This is a genomic window from Streptomyces bullii (assembly GCF_042657145.1).
Lineage (GTDB): Bacteria > Actinomycetota > Actinomycetes > Streptomycetales > Streptomycetaceae > Streptomyces > Streptomyces bullii.
The window spans coordinates 172,773-193,519 of record NZ_JBHSNY010000004.1 but is presented as its reverse complement, the minus strand read 5'-3'; the positions used below and the strand labels follow the sequence as shown (position 1 = coordinate 193,519).

25 protein-coding genes are annotated in these 20,747 nt (G+C 71.2%); 24 read left to right on the top strand and 1 reads right to left on the bottom strand.

The window, feature by feature from the left end:
* Positions 1 to 750 (top strand): glycosyltransferase family 2 protein, encoded by a 750-nt coding sequence (locus ACFPZJ_RS12190; protein WP_381020424.1) that lies wholly within the window; start codon positions 1 to 3, stop codon positions 748 to 750.
* A 52-nt stretch (positions 751 to 802) separates the two neighbouring features.
* Here the strand turns inward: ACFPZJ_RS12190 and ACFPZJ_RS12185 are convergent, their stop codons facing one another.
* Complete coding sequence (locus ACFPZJ_RS12185; protein ID WP_058082628.1) at positions 803 to 1,162, bottom strand: hypothetical protein; 360 nt, start codon at positions 1,160 to 1,162, stop codon at positions 803 to 805.
* A gap of 278 nt (positions 1,163 to 1,440) precedes the next feature.
* Between ACFPZJ_RS12185 and ACFPZJ_RS12180 the strand changes: the two genes are divergently transcribed.
* The 23 genes from ACFPZJ_RS12180 to ACFPZJ_RS12070 all read left to right on the top strand — a co-directional run bounded on the left by ACFPZJ_RS12180 (position 1,441) and on the right by ACFPZJ_RS12070 (position 20,689).
* Entirely contained in the window at positions 1,441 to 2,547 is a 1,107-nt protein-coding gene (locus ACFPZJ_RS12180) for a hypothetical protein (RefSeq protein WP_381020422.1), read from the top strand.
* A gap of 37 nt (positions 2,548 to 2,584) precedes the next feature.
* A complete protein-coding gene (locus ACFPZJ_RS12175; protein WP_381020421.1) occupies positions 2,585 to 3,043 on the top strand; it encodes a hypothetical protein in 459 nt (152 codons plus the stop codon).
* Positions 3,040 to 4,230, top strand: coding sequence for a hypothetical protein (locus ACFPZJ_RS12170; protein ID WP_381020419.1), 1,191 nt, complete (start codon positions 3,040 to 3,042; stop codon positions 4,228 to 4,230). Before ACFPZJ_RS12175 ends, ACFPZJ_RS12170 begins: the two co-directional genes overlap by 4 nt.
* A gap of 939 nt (positions 4,231 to 5,169) precedes the next feature.
* Entirely contained in the window at positions 5,170 to 5,667 is a 498-nt protein-coding gene (locus tag ACFPZJ_RS12165; RefSeq protein WP_381020418.1) for a hypothetical protein, read from the top strand.
* Between the two features lie 99 nt (positions 5,668 to 5,766).
* Complete coding sequence (locus ACFPZJ_RS12160; protein WP_381020417.1) at positions 5,767 to 6,192, top strand: hypothetical protein; 426 nt, start codon at positions 5,767 to 5,769, stop codon at positions 6,190 to 6,192.
* 118 nt (positions 6,193 to 6,310) lie between these two features.
* Positions 6,311 to 7,159: a relaxase/mobilization nuclease gene (locus ACFPZJ_RS12155; protein ID WP_381020416.1), complete on the top strand. Its 849-nt coding sequence runs from the start codon at positions 6,311 to 6,313 to the stop codon at positions 7,157 to 7,159.
* A gap of 13 nt (positions 7,160 to 7,172) precedes the next feature.
* Positions 7,173 to 7,877 carry a hypothetical protein gene (locus ACFPZJ_RS12150; protein WP_381020414.1) on the top strand — a complete coding sequence of 235 codons (705 nt, stop codon included), beginning with the start codon at positions 7,173 to 7,175 and terminating at the stop codon, positions 7,875 to 7,877.
* Between the two features lie 26 nt (positions 7,878 to 7,903).
* Positions 7,904 to 8,662 (top strand): hypothetical protein, encoded by a 759-nt coding sequence (locus tag ACFPZJ_RS12145; RefSeq protein WP_381020413.1) that lies wholly within the window; start codon positions 7,904 to 7,906, stop codon positions 8,660 to 8,662.
* A gap of 400 nt (positions 8,663 to 9,062) precedes the next feature.
* Positions 9,063 to 9,446, top strand: a complete 384-nt coding sequence (locus ACFPZJ_RS12140) for a hypothetical protein (RefSeq protein ID WP_365154889.1) — start codon at positions 9,063 to 9,065, stop codon at positions 9,444 to 9,446.
* Positions 9,443 to 10,246 (top strand): SPDY domain-containing protein, encoded by an 804-nt coding sequence (locus tag ACFPZJ_RS12135; protein WP_381020412.1) that lies wholly within the window; start codon positions 9,443 to 9,445, stop codon positions 10,244 to 10,246. The genes ACFPZJ_RS12140 and ACFPZJ_RS12135 overlap by 4 nt, the downstream gene beginning before the upstream one ends.
* 29 nt (positions 10,247 to 10,275) lie before the next feature.
* Positions 10,276 to 10,632 (top strand): hypothetical protein, encoded by a 357-nt coding sequence (locus ACFPZJ_RS12130; RefSeq protein ID WP_381020410.1) that lies wholly within the window; start codon positions 10,276 to 10,278, stop codon positions 10,630 to 10,632.
* Entirely contained in the window at positions 10,623 to 11,444 is an 822-nt protein-coding gene (locus tag ACFPZJ_RS12125; protein WP_381020408.1) for an SPDY domain-containing protein, read from the top strand. Before ACFPZJ_RS12130 ends, ACFPZJ_RS12125 begins: the two co-directional genes overlap by 10 nt.
* A gap of 74 nt (positions 11,445 to 11,518) precedes the next feature.
* Entirely contained in the window at positions 11,519 to 12,055 is a 537-nt protein-coding gene (locus tag ACFPZJ_RS12120; protein WP_381020407.1) for a hypothetical protein, read from the top strand.
* A gap of 10 nt (positions 12,056 to 12,065) precedes the next feature.
* A complete protein-coding gene (locus ACFPZJ_RS12115; protein ID WP_381021287.1) occupies positions 12,066 to 12,314 on the top strand; it encodes an SPDY domain-containing protein in 249 nt (82 codons plus the stop codon).
* Between the two features lie 34 nt (positions 12,315 to 12,348).
* Complete coding sequence (locus ACFPZJ_RS12110; RefSeq protein ID WP_381020405.1) at positions 12,349 to 14,142, top strand: type IV secretory system conjugative DNA transfer family protein; 1,794 nt, start codon at positions 12,349 to 12,351, stop codon at positions 14,140 to 14,142.
* A 19-nt stretch (positions 14,143 to 14,161) separates the two neighbouring features.
* Positions 14,162 to 14,596 carry an XF1762 family protein gene (locus ACFPZJ_RS12105; protein WP_381020404.1) on the top strand — a complete coding sequence of 145 codons (435 nt, stop codon included), beginning with the start codon at positions 14,162 to 14,164 and terminating at the stop codon, positions 14,594 to 14,596.
* A gap of 181 nt (positions 14,597 to 14,777) precedes the next feature.
* Positions 14,778 to 15,380, top strand: coding sequence for a hypothetical protein (locus ACFPZJ_RS12100; protein ID WP_381020402.1), 603 nt, complete (start codon positions 14,778 to 14,780; stop codon positions 15,378 to 15,380).
* 195 nt (positions 15,381 to 15,575) lie between these two features.
* Entirely contained in the window at positions 15,576 to 16,046 is a 471-nt protein-coding gene (locus tag ACFPZJ_RS12095; RefSeq protein WP_381020401.1) for a hypothetical protein, read from the top strand.
* Complete coding sequence (gene trpA, locus ACFPZJ_RS12090) at positions 16,043 to 16,882, top strand: tryptophan synthase subunit alpha (RefSeq protein ID WP_381021286.1); 840 nt, start codon at positions 16,043 to 16,045, stop codon at positions 16,880 to 16,882. Before ACFPZJ_RS12095 ends, trpA begins: the two co-directional genes overlap by 4 nt.
* The gene (locus ACFPZJ_RS12085) at positions 16,875 to 17,342 is read left to right on the top strand and encodes a hypothetical protein (RefSeq protein WP_381020399.1); all 468 of its coding nucleotides are present in this window, start codon (positions 16,875 to 16,877) and stop codon (positions 17,340 to 17,342) included. The genes trpA and ACFPZJ_RS12085 overlap by 8 nt, the downstream gene beginning before the upstream one ends.
* 97 nt (positions 17,343 to 17,439) lie before the next feature.
* Positions 17,440 to 18,303 (top strand): adenine nucleotide alpha hydrolase family protein, encoded by an 864-nt coding sequence (locus ACFPZJ_RS12080; protein ID WP_381021284.1) that lies wholly within the window; start codon positions 17,440 to 17,442, stop codon positions 18,301 to 18,303.
* A complete protein-coding gene (locus ACFPZJ_RS12075; protein ID WP_381020397.1) occupies positions 18,300 to 19,571 on the top strand; it encodes a DNA cytosine methyltransferase in 1,272 nt (423 codons plus the stop codon). The genes ACFPZJ_RS12080 and ACFPZJ_RS12075 overlap by 4 nt, the downstream gene beginning before the upstream one ends.
* Complete coding sequence (locus tag ACFPZJ_RS12070) at positions 19,571 to 20,689, top strand: DnaB-like helicase N-terminal domain-containing protein (RefSeq protein WP_381020395.1); 1,119 nt, start codon at positions 19,571 to 19,573, stop codon at positions 20,687 to 20,689. The genes ACFPZJ_RS12075 and ACFPZJ_RS12070 overlap by 1 nt, the downstream gene beginning before the upstream one ends.
* Positions 20,690 to 20,747: the final 58 nt, after the last annotated feature.

Genomic DNA, 20,747 nt, shown 5'->3' with positions numbered 1-20,747 from the left:
TTGATCACCGTCGTCATCGCCAGCCGCCTGCGCGAAGACCGGCTCGACTACCTGACCGCCATGCACGCGAGCCTGACCCGGCAGTCCGTGCCGTGGGAGGCCGTGATCGCACTCGACGGTGCCTCGCCCGACCGCCTGCCGGCCCCCCTCGCACAAGATGCCCGCGTTCGCACCCTGTCGCTGCCCCGGCCGGCCGGCGCCGCCTGCGCCCGCAACCTGGCCCTGAACCACGTACGCACCCCGTACACCAACTGGGCGGATGACGATGACGAGTTCACCGACGATGCGATGGCCGTACGGCTGAACACCCTGGAGTCGACCGGGGTCGGCTGGTGTGCGGGCTGGAGCGAGGACCACTACCCCGACGGCTCGACCACCCTGTGGCGCTGCCCCACGCCGCCCGGCCGGCACGAGGCCGGCGACGTGTGGACGTACTGGAAGTCGCCGGCGGACACCATCCCCATCGGGCCGACCACGATCCTCGCCCGCACCGACCTCGTGCGCGCCGCGCCGATGGGCGGCCTCGTCCAAGGCGAGGACTACTGCGCAGCCCTCGGCGTCACCGCGCTCGCGCGCGGGATCCTGCTGCCAGTGCCCGTGTACAGGTACCGCAAGTGGAACGGGCAGATGACAGCCCAGGTCGGATACGACCAGCTGGAATTGGCGGCCCGCGAGCACGCCTGGGCGTACGGCCGCAGCCTGCGCTCCGTCCTGCACGGCGAGGACCTTCTAGGATCCGCGAATCCGTGAGCATTTCCGCGTGATCATGAGGATTGGCAACGTTCAGTAGTTGTCACTTTCCTCAAGCCCGGGTGTCAGCGCGGGCGCGGCCGACCTCCTCCTGGATGCGGTCGCGCAACCAGGGCGGCATGTCCACCGGGGCACCCTCTGCGTCAGCGAGATAGATGCAGAGTTGCCCACGCATCTCGTCCTGGCGCGGATGACCGAAAGCTTCGACGACCCGACGACCCACCTCATTGAGATCTTGGTGTGGAGCATCCACGTCCGACTGGTCATAGAACATGTGCAGGCCGGGAACACCGGGCAGGGGTCGAGTCACCTTCGGCCCCGCATCCCCGACAATCCGGCTCTCGGCGTCCCAGTACCGGATGAAGCGCAGGTTGTACGCGCTAACGACGGCCACCATCGCCAGGTCGCTCATAGCCAATCTCCTGCCTCGCAAGGGAGTTTGGACTCTAGCCGCCGCGCCGACCTGCTGGGCCGAAAGCGACCTGGTCCACCAGCGTCAAGGCCGACCCTGGTTACCGGAACCAACGTTCACCGCGGCCATTAGTACCTCACTCGCCGTTACCTATCCGAGCTAGAAGAACCACCGATTGCTCAATCTCCTCCTACAGCGCCACTGCTCACTGCGTGCGGATTTCGATGTTTCCGCGGGAGCCCGTGCTCACGAAGTCGCGCTCCCTACAGACCTGGTCCATGGCTGAGGCGCAGATCATCCTGACGCACAGCCGGGAGTCCGGGATCGTCGCCATCGCCTCGGGCGAGCAGTACCCCTGGGCGCACACCGCCCTCGCGGAGAACGGCTTCCAGCGGGACGACGACGGCGTCTGGCACCTGCCCGCGGACAGCACCAAAACCACCGTGGTCGACCTGATCAGGTGCGCGAAGCGGCACCGCACCAGCGTGCACACGAGCAGCCGCCGGTTCATCGGCGACGCCGCCCGCGACCTCACGCGCCTCCTGCCCGGCCAGTGGCGCGCCTCGGTCGAGATCTACTCGCACCCCGCCTGGCAGGAAGACCTCGTCCCCTGGATCTGGGACAGCGGCGAACTCGGCCGCGCCGTCCAGAGCGAGCGAATCCCCTACGCCGCGCTCCTCACCGACGCGGTGCAGGGCACCACGCTGCTGTTCATCGAACGCCCCGGCCGTCAACTCGACTATCTGGTAGGGGCCTTCTCGCCCGAGGGGCTGGAAGGGGGCTACGGCGATCCCCACGCCCCGCGCAGCATCGTCTTGCCGCCGTTTGCCGGACGGGCTGCCCAGGCCCTCACCGGCCGGTACCTCCCCGCCTACGAGCAGGCCGTCCACGCCCGCCAGACGGCGGCCATCGCCGCCGTGCTCAGGGACATCCGCTGCGAGCACGACACCTGGCAGGCCATGAACGCCTCCGGCCGCTACAGCGACGCCACCCCGCTGAGCGCCGCCGCTCTCGGCGCCGCGACGGAGTTGTTCCTCAACCACGCCTGGCGCCGTTTCCTGACCGTCGTCGACCACGCCCCGGCGCTGCTGGACCGGTGCCGACCCGCGAGCAGCCCGTGGCCCGACGACGCCGCGGCCCTCTCTCGTCTGGCCGACGCCGTGATCGATGCCGAGACCCTGGTCGACGAGATCGTCCACGGCGGCTTTGTGCCGGAGCAGGAGCGCCGAGCACGCGCGTGGCCCGCCATCGAGACCTGGCTCACCGACGGCGAAACGTTCTTGCGTCAGGCCCGCATCAGCGCACCCCACCGCCGCCCGGCCCTGCCCGTCGCCGCGCCGGCCCGCCCCCTCACCGCGGCCCGGCCCGCGCACCGCGGCCCCTGACCTTTCCGCCCCCCGCCCCAAGGAGAACACCGCCCCCTTGCAACCCGGCACCCACTTCGCCTTCGGCGACCACGAGGAACACGGCTTCGTGGCCTCCTTCACCGCCTCTATGCCCGCGCACCTCGCCCACTGGTACCTGGAGCGCGAGCAGTTCGAGCCCGTTCCCCAAGAACCCGGCCTGTACCGGCTCAGCGAGCCCGAGCGCGACGGAGTCCGCCGCACCCGCCAAGCCGTCCACGACCTGCGCCGCCACGGCTACACCGTGCAGGCCGACATCCGCCTCGACCCGTCCCTCTCGGCCGGCCCGGCACACCCCGCCCGGCCCCACGGACTCGAGGAGCGCCGCAGCCGTCTCGCCCAGGCCGCCGCCGGCCGGACGACGCAGCGCTCTACACCGCCCACCACCTCCCCGCCTTCGGCCCGGCCGATCCCGCCGAAGCCCACCTACGCTCCGACCGTCCACCTGACGGCCGCGACCGGCGGGCGGTCCCGATGACACCTGCGAGCAGTCCGGCCCCCGACGGCCCCTTGCAGATCGCTCCCGAACTGGCCAACGCGGCACGCGACTTCCGTTTGCGGATGGCGGTCATCGACCGCGAGACCGAGGCCGCGCTCGACATGCCACGCGACCGCTACGGCCGTACCGTTAACGCGGGCGCCGCGGCAGCCGCACGAGCCCACCGCGACAAGGCCGCGGTGGAGGCGTACGCCGCCCACCTTGCGCCGCACGCCGAGGCGCTCCTCGATACCGCCCACCTGGTGCTCGATGAGCTGCCACCCGCTCGGCACCTGGCCGGGTGGCGGGCCGTCCTGGACGGCCTGGCCGTTTCGGCCTCCGAGATCCGCCGGGCGCTCGACCGGCCAGCCGCCCCTGGTTCCCCGGCCGCTCGCGCTCAGCAAGCGGCCCTGTGGCCGCACCTGGCCACCTGGGCGGACCACGGCTCCCTTGCCGGCAACCTCGCCGACCAGCAGGGCGGCCAGCACCACAAGGCTCCGCTGACCGACGAGGAACAGCAGATGTGGACCGAAAGGGCCCAGGCCGCGCAAAGGCGCGGCGAGCTGGAGCTGACCGAGTCGTGGTACGCCGCCGACGGGCAGCCGATCACCCTCGCCTATTTGGTCGAGGATGACGACTCGACGGTGGTCGCGCTGCGCGGCGATCCGGACGCACCGGGCTGGCAGGTTGTCGGGCACTATGCCCACGAGTACGAGGCGGGCAAGGTGCTGCCCGCTCCGGTTCCGGCCGGCGTGCTGCGCGCGGACGTCTCCCGGTTCAACCGCCCGGCACCGGTCCCGGAGGTGTCCCTGCAGGATCTTATCCGCGATGTCGTCGAAGGCCAGAGCGCCGGTGACGCCTCCAATGCACTTCTCAGCGCCGTCCAGCGCGGCTATAACGCCGGCCCGATGGTCCGCCTGCAGGAACTCCTGGAGATCAGCGGCCAGTTCGCCAGCGCCCTGGAGACCGTGCAGGGCCGCCAGATCGCCGCCCGCTTGGCAGCGCTGAGCCGACAGATCGAGTTCCTCACCCGCGAAGTCGAAGAGGCGGCCGAGGACCTCGGCGCGACCGTCGCCGTCCTGCCCCCGCACCGCACCCCCGTGCTGCGCGCCCGTCCGCGCCCCGCCGTGGACACCACACCGCCCACGCCGCCGCCCCGCGCCAGCACCACCGCCCGACACCGCTAAGGCCGTGTCCTGCATGGTCTTGCCGTACACGAGCCCATGGAGCAGGACGCGATCAGCCTTGCCCTCGCAACCTACGAACACGATCGTGAGCTGTCTTGAGCGGCCACCGCCTGGGGGCGGCCATGCCAGCCGCCCCCGGAGCAGCGGCTACGGCTGACGCTTACTCACGTGTGACACGGCGGTCATGCTGGCGCCGTAGGTGAAGGCAAGGACGGCACCGCCAGAAGCGACGGCGGTGAGGGCAGGCTGCCCCAGAACAGCGGAGCCGATCCCCGCAACGAGCCCAGCGATGACGGATACCAGAGCAACGACGACAACGTGATACACGCGGTGGTCACAGGTAGAAGTGGTGGCAGACAAGTAGGGCCCTCCATACTCCGTCGGAGCGCCGTCACCTGAATCAGGGCAGGGTGCAGCCTGCGCTGGATTCACGTCACAGCGTCGCCGCCCAGCGGGCGTCGCGATAGGGAAGCGCCGGCCAGGCGCGCCTATCGCTCCTCGGATGGAGCGCCGTAGCGGTTGGCCATCATCACCGATGCACCATGCCTTTCAAGGATCTCGTCAACCACGTCCATATTAGCCAACCCCACTGACACCCAGGCGAGTTGGTAGCCGTTTCTTGGGGGCCCAAGCTGCGACTCCCACTCACCTGGTCGTCACGCGCGAAGCCTCGTTGCAGGCACACCTCTCCTGGTGGCCGTGATCCCTGGCCAAGCATCCCGCCCCCCGCGCCGCCCTCGCCGAACACCTCGCCAAGCAGCCACTCGCCGGCCCACGGCGCGGCCTTCGCTCTCACCGTCCTTCTCGCCGCGCGCCGACGTCTGGGCCCCGCGGGCAGGCGCGGTGCGGCTGGCGCCGGTGCCTGCTCCGTGGCCGGTACATGACGCCCCGATCAGGGCGCAACCCCACTACTTCCAACCCCTTTGAGGAGATCGAATTATGGCCGTGCGTACGCACTGGACCGTGGAGCACGCCTGCTCCCACCGAGTGGATCACGACCTGTCCAATCGCCCTGCCGACAAGCGGGCCAGCTTCGCCCGCTGGCTCGCGTCGAAGGACTGCACCGACTGCTGGAAGGCCGCACGCGACGCCGACTCCGAGTCCAAGGAGGAGTGGCTCGCGGCCAAGCGGGCCGAGGAGCAGCAGGCAGCCCTCGCGTGGGCGAAGCAGTTCGACATGCCGCAGTTGGAGGGCCCGGAGAGGGCCCTGGACTGGGGTGAGCGCTCCCGCCACCAGCTGATGACATCCGCGCACACCGCGCTCGTCGTCGAGGGCACGTGGGACGAGGCGGACTGGGCGGAGCTGGAGGAGAAGGCCCGCACCATCACCCGTGCCGGATGGTGGATCGACCAGCGCGACGCCGAAGGCACTGACCTGCTCGAACTCCTCGACGCAGCCGATGAGGCGGACCGCGGGACGGAGAACCCGTTCCGCTGACGGCGGGGCAACATAGCCGGAGAACGCCGGTTAGCCAAACCGGCGTTCCTCCGGACTATTGATGCTCCCACCCCGCCAGCATCTGCGTGGAAGGAACTCATGTCCCAGCCCCCGCCCACCTCGGCGTTCGCACCGACGCCCGACCCGCTCACCCCCGATCGGGACATCACTCACGCCCACTTCCAGGCCGGTGACACCGTCGTCGTCCTGAAGGGGATGGCCGGCGGCGAACTGTGGGGCGATGCGATGCGCGTCGTGGCCCCGTCCTGGCACACCCCGACCGACGAGGACGGCTGGCGGCTGCGTGATGCGACCGGCGGCGCCCAGTCCTACGTCACCGCCCACCCCCGCTACCTCGTGCACCTCTCGCGCCGCTGCCCGGACTGCCTGATCTACCTGCGGGCCATGGAGGATGCTCTCCTTACGCGGTTCGCCGACCGTGACGAGCTGATCGACTGCGGCTGGTACACCACCACCGCCCTGGGCCAGCTCGTGCACATCGCGGACATCCGGGGCGGCCGATGACTTCCTCCATGCACCGCCCCGGCCGCACCGCCCTGGTCCGCGAGCGCTCCCTGCTCTGCACAGCCCGCGACCTTCATCAGCACCGGCCGCCCACCCGCATGCCGAGCCGGGTGCCGTCATGATCCCCCGCCTTCACGAGCGGACCCATTCGCCGCGCGACCCGCTCGCCGAGGCACTCGGGCGGCCCCTTTCTGCGAACGAGGGCCTGACGGAGTACACCATCGTCGCCCACTGGCCGGGCCTGGACTACTACACCCCGGATGACGAGCAGCGCACCTGGACGTCCGTTCAGTGGGCCGAGCACCTCGAAGATCCTTACCTGGAGCATCCGTTCGCTGCCAGTGCGGACGACGACCGGCGGGCGATACTCCATCTCGACATCCGACTCCACCCGGACGACCGGGAGCTCACCGGCCCCGAGTGGGCCGAAACCGCTCACCGGTTCGCGCGGGCCGCCGGTATCGAGGTACCCGGCTCCGCAGAACACGGCTGGCGGTGGATCGCCGTCCAAGCCCAGCCCGGACGCCTGGATCTGCTCGCCAACCTGATCCACCTCGACGGCACGTGGCGCACCCCGCCCGCCGACATCCTGCCGCGCCTTACGGACGAGGCACGCCGCATCGAGCAGGACCTGAACCTGATCCCCGCCCGCACCGGCCCCACGACGCGGCCCGCGGCCCGCACGGTCCCCACCGCATCCGCGCAGCTCGCGGGGGTCCTCACGCATCTCGCCGACGAGCAGGCCGGCCCGCTGGCCACAGTCCGCGGACTGGTCGAGCACACCGCTTACCGGATCGCCCGCCGGCCTGGGGCTGCCAGCACGGATACGGCGCACCGTCTGGAGCTGATCGCCCGCCGCCTCCACTCGATTCAGCAGGACCTGGACACCACCGCGGCTCACCTGGTCCAGCCCCGGGTCGCCGCCGCACCGGCCGCGGCCCGGCGCACCGCCCACCGATCTCCGTAGGAGAAACGTCTCCTTGCCCCGCGCCTGCGACCGCTTCCTGGACATCCGCCGTGACCCGCGCTCGGACGAACTCCTCGCCCGCGGCGGCGACTCCGAAGCACACAGCATTCTCCAACGGGCGGGATTCGTCGCTGTGGTCCGCCTCCACGAGGCTTACCACCGCGCCCCCGTCGGCCTCACCGCGGACAACGAGTCCCGTCTCGCCACCGATGCCGTAGCGCGCCTGCGGGCTGCCGGGTACCACGTCGACTGCGACGAACCGTTCAACACCGACGCCCGCCCCGCGCGCTATCCCACGCTCGGTACCTCGGTCTCCCACCTCGCCGAACGCCTGCGCGAAACCACCGACACCGCCGAGGCAGCCGACATCCTCACCGAACTCACCGCGCCCCACGACGGCATCCTCGCCGGGCTGGAGGAAACCCTCGGCGCCCTGGCGGAGTTCTTCGACGGACTCAGCAACGCGACCGATCCGCACACCGCCCGGCGCCTGCGCTACCTCGCCGACGAATACGTCCGCGTCATCCACTCCGACCTCGCGTACACCCGCGAACGGCTGGCCGACCGGCACGCCCCTCACCCCGGCCGCCGCGCCTGCGCCGAGCAGGTTCCCGACCACGAGCCCGAACGCTCCGCCGTGTGCGCCTGCCCACCCCCGCCGCGGGCACTGCCGGTGCCGGCACCGCCGCCCGTCGGTGCCACCCGCCTGCGCCGCTGAGCCCCTGCAACTGCCCAAGGACCACCATGCACGACCACGACACCTCCGAGCGCCTCGCCTCGTACGCCGACGTCCTCGCCGGTGAACTCCCCGACACCTGGACCAGCACGCATCTGACGGCCGACGCCAAAGACGACCTCGCCGAACTCTCCGACCGGATCTGGGACCTGGATCTGGTCGCCGCCTCCCTCGCCGAGCACCCGCTGACGCAGGCAGCCGTCCTCAGCCGTCCCGACGGCGCACAGCTCGTCCTCCTGGACCGGCACGACGGACGCGACGGCTTCCTCATCGCCGCCGTCGCCCCGCGCGCCCTGCCCGACGAGGCGTACCGGGCTGTCCCCGAGCCCAATGGCATCGCCCTGGCAGACGACCCGTTCCTGAGTGCCGAGCAGGTCGCCGGCGATCTGCTCGCCCGCTACGACCGTGCGCTCGCACAGGTCCGGCACAACGCCCTGGGTGGCATCCAGCCCTCCCAGCCGGACCGGATCGTCCTGACCTGGCAGCCGGACGGCAGCGTCGCCACCGCCCCCGCCGACGACCGGGCCGGCGCGATCCTCGTCGCCCACGGCTTTATCCAGGACCCGCACAGCGGCATCTACCGCCTGGGTGGTGACGACACCCAGGTCCAGGCCCGTTCCCTGCGCGAGATCGGCCCGCGCCTCGACGCGCTCGGCATCGGTACCGCCCTCCAGCACCCCGCCGGACGGACCGCGCCCACCTCCGCCCCGGCATCCATGCCACCGGTACCGGCCGCCACCCGCACGCCAACCGCCAGGACTCGATGAACCAGGCGGAGGCCGGCCTCGGTATCCCCGCCCTGCACCTACCGGCGGGCCGTGCACGGCCTCCGCACCCGAGCGGCCCGTCCCTCCCCTCGGCAACCGATACCGGTCCGCCGTACCCCCTGTAAGACGCCAGGGCGGCCCCGGCACCCCGCCGGGGCCGCCCGGCACACCGCCCGACTCCCGGAGAAACCCGTAGCACCCCGCACACCCCCACCGATCAGCAACCGGCTCAAGCCCCGGCTCGCCACAGCCCTGTTCCGCCGCTATCTGCGCGCTTGCATACCGACCGGTCCCGACCACACCTCCCCGCTGACCGGCGCCCGCCCGGAGGGCGTCCTCACCGAGTCACAGCGCGTCGGGCAGCGCCACCACCACTGACCGTTCACCGCCCCGGAGGAGCATGTCCCACCCCGCCCCCTATCCGGTGAGACTGGCCGACGAGATCACCCGCCAGCTCGGCCAGCTCGCCGACCATCTCTCGCAGCTTCCCCCGCCCCAGGCCGCGCAGGTCATCGCCCGCGTTCTCGACCCGGACGTCGGAGTCCTCGGCGGCGTCACTCACCTCGTCGCCACCGGAAGCGTGTTCGCCAAGGACCAGGCAGAGCGCGGCGCGCTCCCCGCGGAGGTGTGGCTCGCTCTGGGCCGTGCCTCGAACGAACTGCACGACATCACCCTCGACCTGGACGAACACAAGGACGCCCTGGCGCACGTCAGCACCCAGCCCGCCACCACCGCGGCGAAGCGCCCAGTGCCCGCACCGCTCGTGGTCCGGCGGCGCCGGTGAAGAAGAAGCAGTGGCAGGGCTGGGGGCCAGGCGAGCAGGCCGAGCAGCACTACCTCGTCCAGCCCCGTGCCCTGGCAGGCGGCGGCGACGTCCGGCATGTCTCGGAGTTCCTGCGTGCCTCGGGCTGGCGGGACAAGTCCAAGACCGGCGGCCCCTTGTTCATGGAGAGCCCGGACCGGACCGTCCGCGTCGCCTACGACCCTTACGTCCTTCCCGGCGGCTGGACCATCCACGGCCGGGCAGACGGGGCCAGCGGCGAGTGGTCGGCGCACCTGGGCCGTCAGGCCCCGGTGGAGATCGTCGCCGGCCTGACCGACGCCCTCACCCGTCCCCGCTCCGCACACGCCCCCAACGTCTGGGCTCCGCTGCAGGAGCAGAACTGGCACACGCGTTTCGAGGGCGAGCACTACGTGGCGACCAGCCCCGATAGCACCGCCTGGATGCAGTACCGCCGGAACCCCGACGGCACGGCGATGTGGTGGACCGGAGCGCAGGACAAACAGGGCAACGGCTGGACGGCCCACTTCACGCCGAACACCCCGATGCACCTCGTGCAAGCCTTCTCCACCGAACTCGCCAGCCCCGACCCCGTGATGCGCCCGCGCGGACGCGTCCCGCACAGCGCGCAGATCCGCACCTGGTCGGTATCCGTCAAGCCCTCCCAACTCAGCACCTGGCAACAGGCCCGCATCACGGCCGCCCGAGCCGCCACCTGGGCCCGCAACAGCGCCCGAAGCACCAGACCGCGCACCACCGCCCGCGCCCACGCTGCCGGCGACAGCACACGAACCCGCCGCTGACCACGACACCCACCACCCCGAGGAGACCGATGCCCGCACTCACCCCGGACACCATCCGCGCCGCGACCGACACCCTGTGCCGCCTCACCGAATACCTGCGCGAGAACCCCGACCCCAAGGAGGCGCTCGCTCTCGTCGAGCCCCTCCTCGACGAATACACCGGCCTGCCCATCCAGCTCGGCGACACCCTGCGCGCCCTCGCCCGCGCCGTACAGAGCCACCCGAACACACCGCGCAGCGAGAAGATCAGTGATCTGGTCACCGAGCTGCGTGCCGCGGCGTGGGTGCAGACCGACCAGTACATACTCCACTACGTCCTGGACGAGCTGCGCAAGGAGATCGGCAGCGCCGCCGCGAGTGAGCCGGGGTGCGGTCGGTGCCGCTGAGCGAACGGCAGCTCGCCGGGTTCGCCGACAAGCACGCCTGGCGGATCCCCTTCGACACCAGCCCCCGCCATCTCGCCGGCCCCGGGGATGCCCGCCACGTCACCCACGGCTTGGCCGCCGCCGGATGGAGCGCCGTCTCCGACCCTTTGAGTGCCGAGATCGTCCTGCGCAGTCCCGACCTTCGCCACAGCCTCCAGTTCGACCCGCAGTCCGCCACCTCCGCATGGTGGCGGCTGCGGGCCGAGCCCACCGACACCGAGCCCGGCTGGTACGCCGAGTTCGGTGAACTCGTGCCCGCCGAGGTCCTCGCCGGCTTCACCGATGCCCTCATCGCCCCGCCGCCACAACAGCCAGACCCCTGGCAGCCGGTGACCTCGGCGGGCTGGCACCGCGACTCGGACGGTACGGCGCGCTCGCCGGAGTCCATGTGCCACATCGAACTGCGCCCGTTGAGCGAATTCAGTGGCCGGTCGTCCTGGCACGTTGAGACCTGCGAGCCCGGCGACGGGCAGTTCCCCGGCCCGCGCATCTGGCACGCCTACTTCGACGAGGACGTCCCCGCCCACCATGTCGGATCGTTCCTCACAGCGCTGGCCGACCGCAGCCCGCTCCAGCGCGGCATGTACGACCGCACCGGCCACTACAGCGCCTTACAGGAGCCCAGCCCGCTGCGCCCGCAGCAGGTGGTCGACGCCCACACCGCCCGTATCGAGTCGCTCCGTGCCCGGGCACGCTCCGCCCGCAAGCAACAGACGAAACCCGCACCGACCCCGGCAAAGGCCCACACCGCCCAGCCGGCCGCCCGCCGCTGAACCGACAGGACCCCTTTCCCATTTCCGCAGATCACCGCGCCCACCGCGCCCTCCTCCGTCACCTCGACCATTACGTGAGCGACAGCAAGAAGATCCTCGACGCCTGGGACGCCTACTCCGACGAACACACCGACCTCGACGGCTGGCCCTACGACGACCACGCCTACGGAAGGCGCGCGAGCCAGCGCGACGCCGACACCGCCGAGGCGTTCGAGCCGCTCCGGTACGGCGCCCGTCACCTGCTGGCCACGGCCGAACCGCAACTGGCCCACCTGCCTGAGACCAATGTGCAGAGCCGCTGGGTCTACCAGCTGGGCGTCCTGCGCGACGCACTCGACCGACTCGACGAACTGCACAAGCAATGGCTGGTCACCCGCGACGCCCTCCCCGCCACCGCCAAGCCCGGCACCCCGGACTTCGACGACGCACTCGCCGCACATCACGCCGAATCGTGGAGCTACCTCGACGACTGGGCCACCCACGGCAAGGCGCTCCGCGAGATCAACACGGCCGCCCGTAAAGCCCCTTCACCCCTGGCCCCCACACCGACACCGACACCGACACCGGCCCCGGCCACCGCGCCAGACCGGCGAGCTACGGCACGGAAGTGAGCACGCCCGCCTGATACCCCGGGTCCTGCTCTCCAGCCCGGACCAGGAGACCCTCCTGCGCCTGGAACCCGATCCCGACGGACAGTGGTGGACCCTCAACCATGCAGCGGAGCCGGACCGGCCCGCCTGGTACGCGAGTTTCGGCGCCCGCACCCCGGTCGACGAACGCGTCCACGCCCCCACGACGCGCCGCACCGTCCCGTCGAGCACTCCAGGCCCGCCGCGCCAGCCGCCGGCCAGGAACAGCCGCAGCCGCTGAATGCCCCGCCCCCGCCCGGAAGGCACGTAATTCTTTGCCCCCCACCTCCTCCAACACTTCCACCGACGGGTACGACATCGTCCTGCGCCTCCTGATCGGAGTCGCAGCCGTCGTCGTCCCCCTGTCCCACCTCGCCTGGCTGTCCGGCAACATCACCGCCTACCTCACCGGAGGCGGCTGGGCGCCGTACCAGCCGACCACCGCCCTGCTCCACCCCCAGCGCCTCTGGCCCCACGCGGGAGAAACATCCCTGCTGATCGGGGCACGCATCGTTCCCGTTCTCCTCCTCCTGGCCCTCGGGACAACAGCGGGCATCCTGTGGGCCCGGCACAAGAACCGCAGCGGCGGCCGGAAGAAGAAGATCACCGGCATGGCCAAGGCCCGGGACATCGAACCGATGATGGCCAAGGCGATCACCGACAAGGCCCGCTCCCTGCGCCCGAGCCTGAAGGACGCCAAGCACATCGAGGCCCGCGACACCGGCATCCTCCTCGGCAACCTGCAGGGCACCAAGCAGGAGATCCGCATGGGCTACGAGGACGTGGCCGTCGCCATCATGGCGCCCCGCTCGGGCAAGACCACCTCGCTCGCGATCCCCTCCATCCTCGCCGCGCCCGGCCCGGTCCTGCTGACCTCGAACAAGGCCGCCGGAGATGCGTTCACCGCCACCTACGACGCCCGCGCCGCGGTGGGACGGGTGTGGTCGATGGACCCGCAGCAGATCGCGCACGCCGCACGCGAGATGTGGTGGAATCCCTTGGCGGACGCCAAAACCCTCGACGGCGCCGGGCGGCTGGCCGGCCACTTCCTCGCCGCCTCCGTGGACGCCTCCCAACAGGGCGACTTCTGGTCCAAAGCCGGATCCAACATCCTCGCGCAGCTCTTCCTCGCCGCGGCCCTGGACGAGCGGCCGATCACCGACGTCATGCAGTGGCTGGCCTTCCCCGCCAACCGCACCCCGCTCGACATCCTCCGCGACCACGGGTTCACCGCCGTCGCCGCCCAACTCAAGGGCACCGTGGAAGGCCCGCCGGAAACCAGGGACGGCATCTACGAGACCGCCCGCCAGTACGCCGCCGCGCTGCTCAACAGCGAGATCGCCGCCTGGGTCACCCCGCAGAAGAACGTCCCCGAGTTCAGGCCGTCCGAGTTCGTCACCTCCACCGACACCCTCTTCCTGCTCAGCAAGGACGGCGGAGGCGGAGCCTCGGCGCTGATCGCGGCGTGCGCCGACTCGGTGATGCGGGCCGCGACCGCCCAGGCCGAACGCGCCGGAGGACGCCTCGACCCGCCCATGCTCGCGATCCTCGACGAGGCCGCCAACGTGTGCAAGATCTCGGACCTTCCGGACCTGTACTCGCACCTCGGGTCGCGCGGCATCATCCCGATCACGATCCTGCAGTCCTACCGCCAGGGCCAGAAGGTCTGGGGGGACGCCGGCATGGACGCCATGTGGTCCGCCTCTACCGTCAAGGTCATCGGCTCCGGTATCGACGACCCCGACTTCGCGGACAAGCTGTCCCGCCTGATCGGCGACCACGACGTCGAGACCACCTCGACCTCGCACTCCGAGTCCGGCAAGTCGACCTCGGTGTCGATGCGACAGCAGCGGATCCTTCCCGCCGACGAGATCCGCGCCCTGCCCAAGGGCACGGCCCTCTGCTTCGCCACCGGTCTGCGCGCCGCCATGCTCGACCTGCGCCCGTGGTACCAAGAGCCCGGCGCGGCAGAACTGTCCGCGGCGTCCGACCGCGCATCCAAGGCGATCACCGCCCGGGCCATCGCCAAGCACGCACCGGTCCAGTCCGACTTCGGGCCCGCCGCGTGAGCCATCGCGCCGGCACCTGGTGCCCGTCCGCTCTCGGGACGCCAAGGAGTTCGTCCGCCTCTGGCACCGGCACCACCCGCCGCCCGCCGGACAGATCTTCTCCCTCGGTGCCGCCGACGAGCCCAACATCCTGCGCGCCGTGGCCGTGGTCGGCCGCCCTGTCGCCCGCCACTTGGACGACGGCACCACCCTCGAAGTCACCCGCACCGCCAGTGACGGCACACGCAACGCCAACTCCCTGCTCTACGGAGCTGCTTGGAGAGCGGCCAAAGCGCTCGGATACCGGCGGCTGATCACCTATACGCAGGCAGGGGAGAGCGGAGCCTCGCTGCGCGGCGCGGGGTGGCGCGTCCTGGCCCACCGTCCTCCAAGGCCGGGCTGGCACACGCCGTCCCGGCCGCCGACGGACCGCGGAACCTCGCAGATCGCTCGCACACTGTGGCAAGCGCCCTGACAAGACACGCTCATCGGCACCTATGCATCCCACGAACGCGACGACATGACGTCCGTCAGCAGCGCTGGACGCGGTCATCGCCGCGGCCGTCCGGCTCGGCAGGCGCGGTACCACCACGTGCAGGCTCGCCGGGCCCGCTGAAACAGCCACCAGATCCCGTTCCCCGATCCCCTGGACCACCGTGTCTCTTTTGGACTTCCCCGATGTGTTCATCGGGTCCACCGACGACGGGCACACCTTCGTCGTCATCAACCGCCGCATCCGCGATGCCGACCGGCTGCTGACCGAGGCCGGGTTCCTCGCCCGGGAGCACCTCGGCCGCACGCTCTACCTGCTGCCGCCGGGCACTGCCCAGGACGCGCACGAGCGTGCCGGGATTGCGATGTACGGGCTCCTGGCCCACACCCACGACCTGGTCGATCTCTGCTGGACGACCCGCTGGAGCCCCGACAGCCCCGTCTCCGATCCGGAGATTCGCTTCCACTTCAGTGCCGGCACCGTGGCGGTGACGGCCAGGACCGCCGCCGCCCGCTCCCTCCTGGAGCAGCACGGCTTCACCCCGGTGGCGAACGGCTCTTCCTATCGCCCGCCGGACGGGCTGGACGAGCGCGGCCTGCTCGGCGCCGTGACAGCTGCCGAAACCCACGCCTACACCCACGGTCTCGGTGTCCGCGTCGACCTCGGCATCCCCACGCCGGCCGACATCCCTCCCGCTCCCCGCCGCCCGTCAGCTGCCGCCCCCCGCACGCCGACCACGCCTTCAACCCGTCGTCGCACCCGCTGACCCCACGCGGGTGCGGTCGGGGTGTGAACCATCGCCGAGCTGCGGCCAAGGGCGCGCGGCGGTACACACCTTCGCACTCCAGCCGTTGACCGCTATCCCTCTTGGAGTCTTGCCACGTCATCCGACACCCCGAGCGCGCATGACCTCGCCTGCGCGCTTGCGGACCAGATCCGCCCCGGCGCTGCTCTCCGTGATGTGACCGTCAGCTTCAGCGTCCGCCGACAGGCGGCAGCCAAGTATGACCACGGCTCCTGCGGCGGCCCGGTGACGGTCTTCGCCCAAGCACTGCACGCCCAGCTCTACGGCCTTCCCACGGACGACGATGCGCTGCCTACCGCCCTGGACGCGCTGCTGCAGGCCACACACATCGCGACCGCCCCCGAGCAGCAGACCGCGATCCTGCAACAGCTCGCCGAGCAGCTGCGCAACGCTACCGAGATCATCCAGCGCTACCAGTACCAGGCTCAATGGGACCGGCTCCCCGACAGCGTCGCCGAGCAGCTCCGGGATGCCCGCGACCAGGCTCAGCAGGTCACCAAGATCCTCGACGCCGTCGCACCCGCTTTCAGCAGCCAGCCCGCCGCGCCCGTGCCGCCTGCCGCGCAACCGCGCCACACCGCCAGCCCACCCGCGCCCACGACTCCACCGGCCGGGCGCCGCCGCTGACTTCCGGCGACAGCCCACCCGCCGGGAAAGGCACCAAACTGGCCACCGCCGATCCCCTCCAGACCTGCCTCACCCAAGAATCCTGTGCGCTGGGCGTGTTCGTCCCCGCCGGCCTGCACCCGGCAACCGCACAACGCCAGCACCTCGATCAGCTCGCGCAGGCAGGTGCCGACCTGTTCGAGGTCGGCCTGCCCACCGAGGACGCAGCCCTCGACGGCCCCGTCATTCAGGCCGCCTACCACCGCGCCCTGCGCAGCGGAAACGCCCTCGACCACGCGGTACGCGCCGTCGAACACGCCGCCAGCCTCCGGCCGACCGTTGTCATGACCTACTGGGAGCCCGTGAGCCGCCACGGCCCCGCGTGCCTGGCCCGCGTGTTCGCCGACGCCGGCGCCGACGGCGTGATGATCGTCGACCTGCCCGCTCACCAAACGGCCCGCTGGCACGAAATTGCACGGGCGACGGGCCTTCGCACCCCACGCCTCATCCCGCGGACCACCCCTGACCCCCTCCTCCCGGCCGCGGTCGCCGGCGCCTCCGGATGGCTCTACGCACCCGCCAGCACGGCCCCCACCGGCTACCGAGGGCCACTGGACATCCCGGCGCTCGCCGGCTTCACCCAGCGCCTGCGCGCCGCGAGCCCGCTGCCCGTGGTGTCGGGAGTGGGGATCTCCACCCCGGCCCTCGCCGCTCGCGTCGCTCCGCTGGTGGACGCCGTCGTCATCGGCACCCCCGTCGTCCGCGCCCTGGCCACCGATCCTGCCCAAGCCCCGGACGTGACGGCCGCGTTCGCCCAGGCCCTGCGCCCGCCCACTCTCACGGAGACCCGTGCCTGATCGCTCCGCCCCGACCGAGGCCCTCGACCGGATCGTGGCCGACGCCCTTGTCCTGCACCGAGCCCTGCGCACCAAAACCATCGGCCACGCGAACGCGCTGGCCGCGCGGATCACCGACGCCCAAGACCTCGCCGGCGCCGCCCTGCGACTGTTCCTCGACCTCGCCCAGCACACGCCGCACACCACGGCCGGGGAGCTGCTGCTCCTCGACCACATCGCGCAGATCGCCAAGGCCGCCCAGGACGCAAGCGCCGAACTGACCGCAGCCCTTGCCCGCGCCGTGGAGAACCAACGCCGCCGAGCCAACGCCACGACGAGGCCGGCCGTCCTCATCCGCCCCTCATCACAGCAGTTCATCGAGTCGGCCACCGACCTCCTCGACCGCATCCCCGCCCTCCACCACGCCATACACCGCGACCGGCTGATCCCGCCCAGTCGGCTGACGCACCAGCCTCATTGAGGGCGCGCCGCCCATTTCCTCACCTCCAGGACAGGCCATTTCAGATCAGCCTCAATTCCGTGCCCTTTCCCTGGGCGCGGGAGTTCAGTCCAGTACCCTGCTCGCCCTTTCCGCAGAAGGGATCCTCCCGAAGGTCGACTACGCGATATTCGCCGACACCGGATGGGAACCCAAATCCGTTTACGCCCACCTGGACCGACTGGAACAGGCGATAGCCAAGCCCGCCGGCATACCGGTCCTCCGCGTCTCATCCGGAAACATTCGCAGCGACGCCCTGAACCCGGACCACCGATTCGCCTCCATGCCCCTGCACATCCTGAACAAGGACGGACGGCCTGGCATGACCCGCAGGCAGTGCACCGGCGAATATAAGGTAAAGCCGATAAAGCAGAAGGTACGCGAACTACTCGGACACCCCTACCCCTCACGCATCCCCAAGGGCGTGTTTGTCGAGCAGTGGGTGGGAATCTCCACCGACGAGTTCCACCGCGCCAAAGACGCCGACGTGAAATACATGCGCAACCGGCATCCACTCCTGGACCTTGGCTGGAGCAGAGCGGACTGTGTCCGTTACCTGACCTCGCTCGGGCTGGCCGATACACCGAAATCGAGCTGCCTGGGATGCCCGTTCCACGGAAATGCACAGTGGAGGCATATCAGGGACATATCCCCTTCCGAGTGGGCAGACGTCGTCGAATTCGATGCAGCCATCCGGCAGGGCAATGCCCGCGCCAACGCCTCGGGCAGCCGACTGCTCGGCGAGGCGTTCCTGCACCGCTCCCGCGTCCCGCTGAGCCAGGCGCCGATCGACCACGTCACCGCCGCCGAACGGGCAGCACTGCGCATAGACGCAGACGAAGCCGACGCGCTGGAGAACGGCGTCGTGGACGGCTGCTCCCCCTGGGCGTGCCGAGGGGACACGGACGCGCTGACCCGCGACGACTTCAGGCTGGCCACGTGATACTCGACCTCTTCGCGGGGCCGGGCGGCTGGAGCAGGGCACTGGGCGTCCTCGGCGTGCGCGACGTCGGCCTGGAATGGGACGAGTGGGCATGCAAGACGCGCGTGGCCGCTGGACAGTTGACGATCCGGACGGACGTGGCCATGTATCCGACGTGGCCCTTCCTCGGCCGCACGCGCGGGCTGATCGCCTCCCCGCCGTGCCAGGCGTGGAGCATGGCCGGCAAACGCCTCGGCCTGGTGGACCAGCCGCTGGTGCACGCGGCGGTGGAGGATCTCGCTGCCGGACGTGACACCCGAGAGCGTCTCCTCGCCGCCTGCCGCGACGAGCGCTCCCTGCTCGCGGCCGAGCCGATGCGCTACCTGCACGCCCTCAACACGGTCGGCGAGCCCGAGTGGGTCGCGATGGAGGAGGTGCCGGACGTCCTGCCGCTGTGGAAGCAGTACGCGGCCGTTCTGCGCGGCTGGGGGTTCTCGGTCTGGTACGGGATCCTCAACGCCGCCGACTTCGGCGTCCCACAGACGCGCAGGCGAGCGATCCTGATCGCCTCCCGGGTCCGTACGGCACAGCCTCCCACGCCCACCCACGCCCAGGACGCCGAGCCGGAATCGCTGTTCGGTCCGGGCCGCGCCCGCTGGGTCAGCATGGCCGAGGCCCTGGGATGGGGCGCGACCGACCGGCCCGTGCCCACCGTCTGCGCCGGCGGCGGACCGGGCGGCGGGCCCGAACCGTTCCCGTCGGGCTCCCGCAAGTCGCTCTCCGACGCCCGGGAGCGCGGCACCTGGATGCCCAGGCCGGACGGTGTTCTCCTGCAGTCCCGCCGCGAAGGAACTGGCTGGAAGGCACGGCACGGCGCACGGCAGAACCGTGCCGCCGACGCTCCGGCGCCGACCTTCACCACCGAGGCGCACCGCTGGTCCTGGTCCCTGCGCAGCAACAACCAAGCGAACGCCACCGTCCGCCCGCTGTCCGAGCCGGCGGGCACGCTGTTCTTCGGGCACCGCGCGAACGAGTGCACCTGGGTCGCCGAACCCGCCTCGCCTCCGACCGAGGACACGGACACGCCAGCGGTGCCGGAGCCGATCCGGATCACCGCCCGCGAGGCCGGCCTCCTGCAGACCTTCCCCGCCGACTACCCCTGGGCTGGCAACAAGGGCCAGCAGTTTTCACAGATCGGAAACGCCGTACCGCCATTGCTCGCCGGCCACCTCCTCGCCCCGCACCTCGATGTCGCCCTCGACCCCGACGACTTCACCCTCGCCGCCTGATGCCCCGCGCCCCCGAACCCGAAGAAGACGACCTCGACGCCATCGCACCTCCGCAGCCGGTGTTCCACGTCGAGCAGGCCCTCCTCGGCGCCCTGCTACTCGATCCGCACCGTCTCGGCGACGTGACCGGCATCGCCGCCGACTCGTTCTCCACGGCCGCGCACGCCGCCCTGTTCGCCGCGATCAGCACACTGCCTCCGCCCGACCCGGCCGAGCACGCGAAGAACACCAAGTGGCTCGACCGAGTGCTCGCCACGGGCCAGCAGCAGGCGCGCGAACTGACCGCCTCCTACCTGCACACCCTCGTCCAGGTCTGCCCCTGGCCCCGCCACGCACCGGCCTACGCCCGAATGGTCGAGGCCGAACACGCCCGCCGTCGCCTGCAGACGGCCGCCGAACGCCTCATCCAAACCGTCCACGACGCCTCCCACCCGCACCCAGACGAGACAGTGCTCGCCGTGGCCGACGCACTTACCGCGGTCGTGGACGACATCGCGAGCCGGTTCCCGCCGCGCGCCGGAGTGCTGCCCCGCACCGCGGCACCGCCGCCGGCCATCACGACCGACCGCACCGAGGCGGTCGAGGAGGAGCAGCTGCTCCTAGCGACCGCCACCGCCCACCCCGCCGACATCGAGTCCATCCGGTGGTTGCTCCCCGACGACCTCACCCGGCCCCTGCACGCCGGCCTGTGGCAATGCCTGACCGCCCTGGCCCGCCGCCGCGAGCCCGTCGACCCCGTCACCGTCCTATGGGAGGCCCAACAGCGCGGCCTGCTCGACAACGCAAGTGAACCCGACGAGGTGCTCCGCCTGCTGGCCGAACCGGCCGGTTCCGTGGAGCACTGGGGCGAACGTGCCCTGCAGCGCTCTCTCCTAGCCACCGCCGATCACGCTGGCCGGCGCATCTCGGCGTACGCCGGAGACCCGGCGAACACCCCGTTCCAGCTTGTGGTGGGCGCCCGCCGCGCCCTCGCCGACATCAGCGCCGTTCGCACCCGCTGGCAGCACGCCACGGGAACTGTCCCGCCACCGCGGCCGCGCCCGGCGCCTGCCACTCGCGCCGGCCCGCCGACCACGACGGCCGCTCACGCCGCCCGCGCCGCGCGAGCAACCCGATAGCACCCCGCATACGCCGGTGGCCGGGCCCGAAGGCCCCGTCACCGGCAGAAGAGACGAC

Bases quoted from the DNA above. Each gene is read 5' to 3' on its own strand.
- ACFPZJ_RS12185 (WP_058082628.1), bottom strand. From the start codon at position 1,162: ATGAGCGACCTGGCGATGGTGGCCGTCGTTAGCGCGTACAACCTGCGC.
- ACFPZJ_RS12165 (WP_381020418.1), top strand. From the start codon at position 5,170: ATGGCCGTGCGTACGCACTGGACCGTGGAGCACGCCTGCTCCCACCGA.
- ACFPZJ_RS12130 (WP_381020410.1), top strand. From the start codon at position 10,276: ATGCCCGCACTCACCCCGGACACCATCCGCGCCGCGACCGACACCCTG.
- ACFPZJ_RS12145 (WP_381020413.1), top strand. From the start codon at position 7,904: ATGCACGACCACGACACCTCCGAGCGCCTCGCCTCGTACGCCGACGTC.
- ACFPZJ_RS12070 (WP_381020395.1), top strand. From the start codon at position 19,571: ATGCCCCGCGCCCCCGAACCCGAAGAAGACGACCTCGACGCCATCGCA.
- ACFPZJ_RS12140 (WP_365154889.1), top strand. From the start codon at position 9,063: ATGTCCCACCCCGCCCCCTATCCGGTGAGACTGGCCGACGAGATCACC.
- ACFPZJ_RS12170 (WP_381020419.1), top strand. From the start codon at position 3,040: ATGACACCTGCGAGCAGTCCGGCCCCCGACGGCCCCTTGCAGATCGCT.
- ACFPZJ_RS12155 (WP_381020416.1), top strand. From the start codon at position 6,311: ATGATCCCCCGCCTTCACGAGCGGACCCATTCGCCGCGCGACCCGCTC.
- ACFPZJ_RS12180 (WP_381020422.1), top strand. From the start codon at position 1,441: ATGGCTGAGGCGCAGATCATCCTGACGCACAGCCGGGAGTCCGGGATC.
- ACFPZJ_RS12160 (WP_381020417.1), top strand. From the start codon at position 5,767: ATGTCCCAGCCCCCGCCCACCTCGGCGTTCGCACCGACGCCCGACCCG.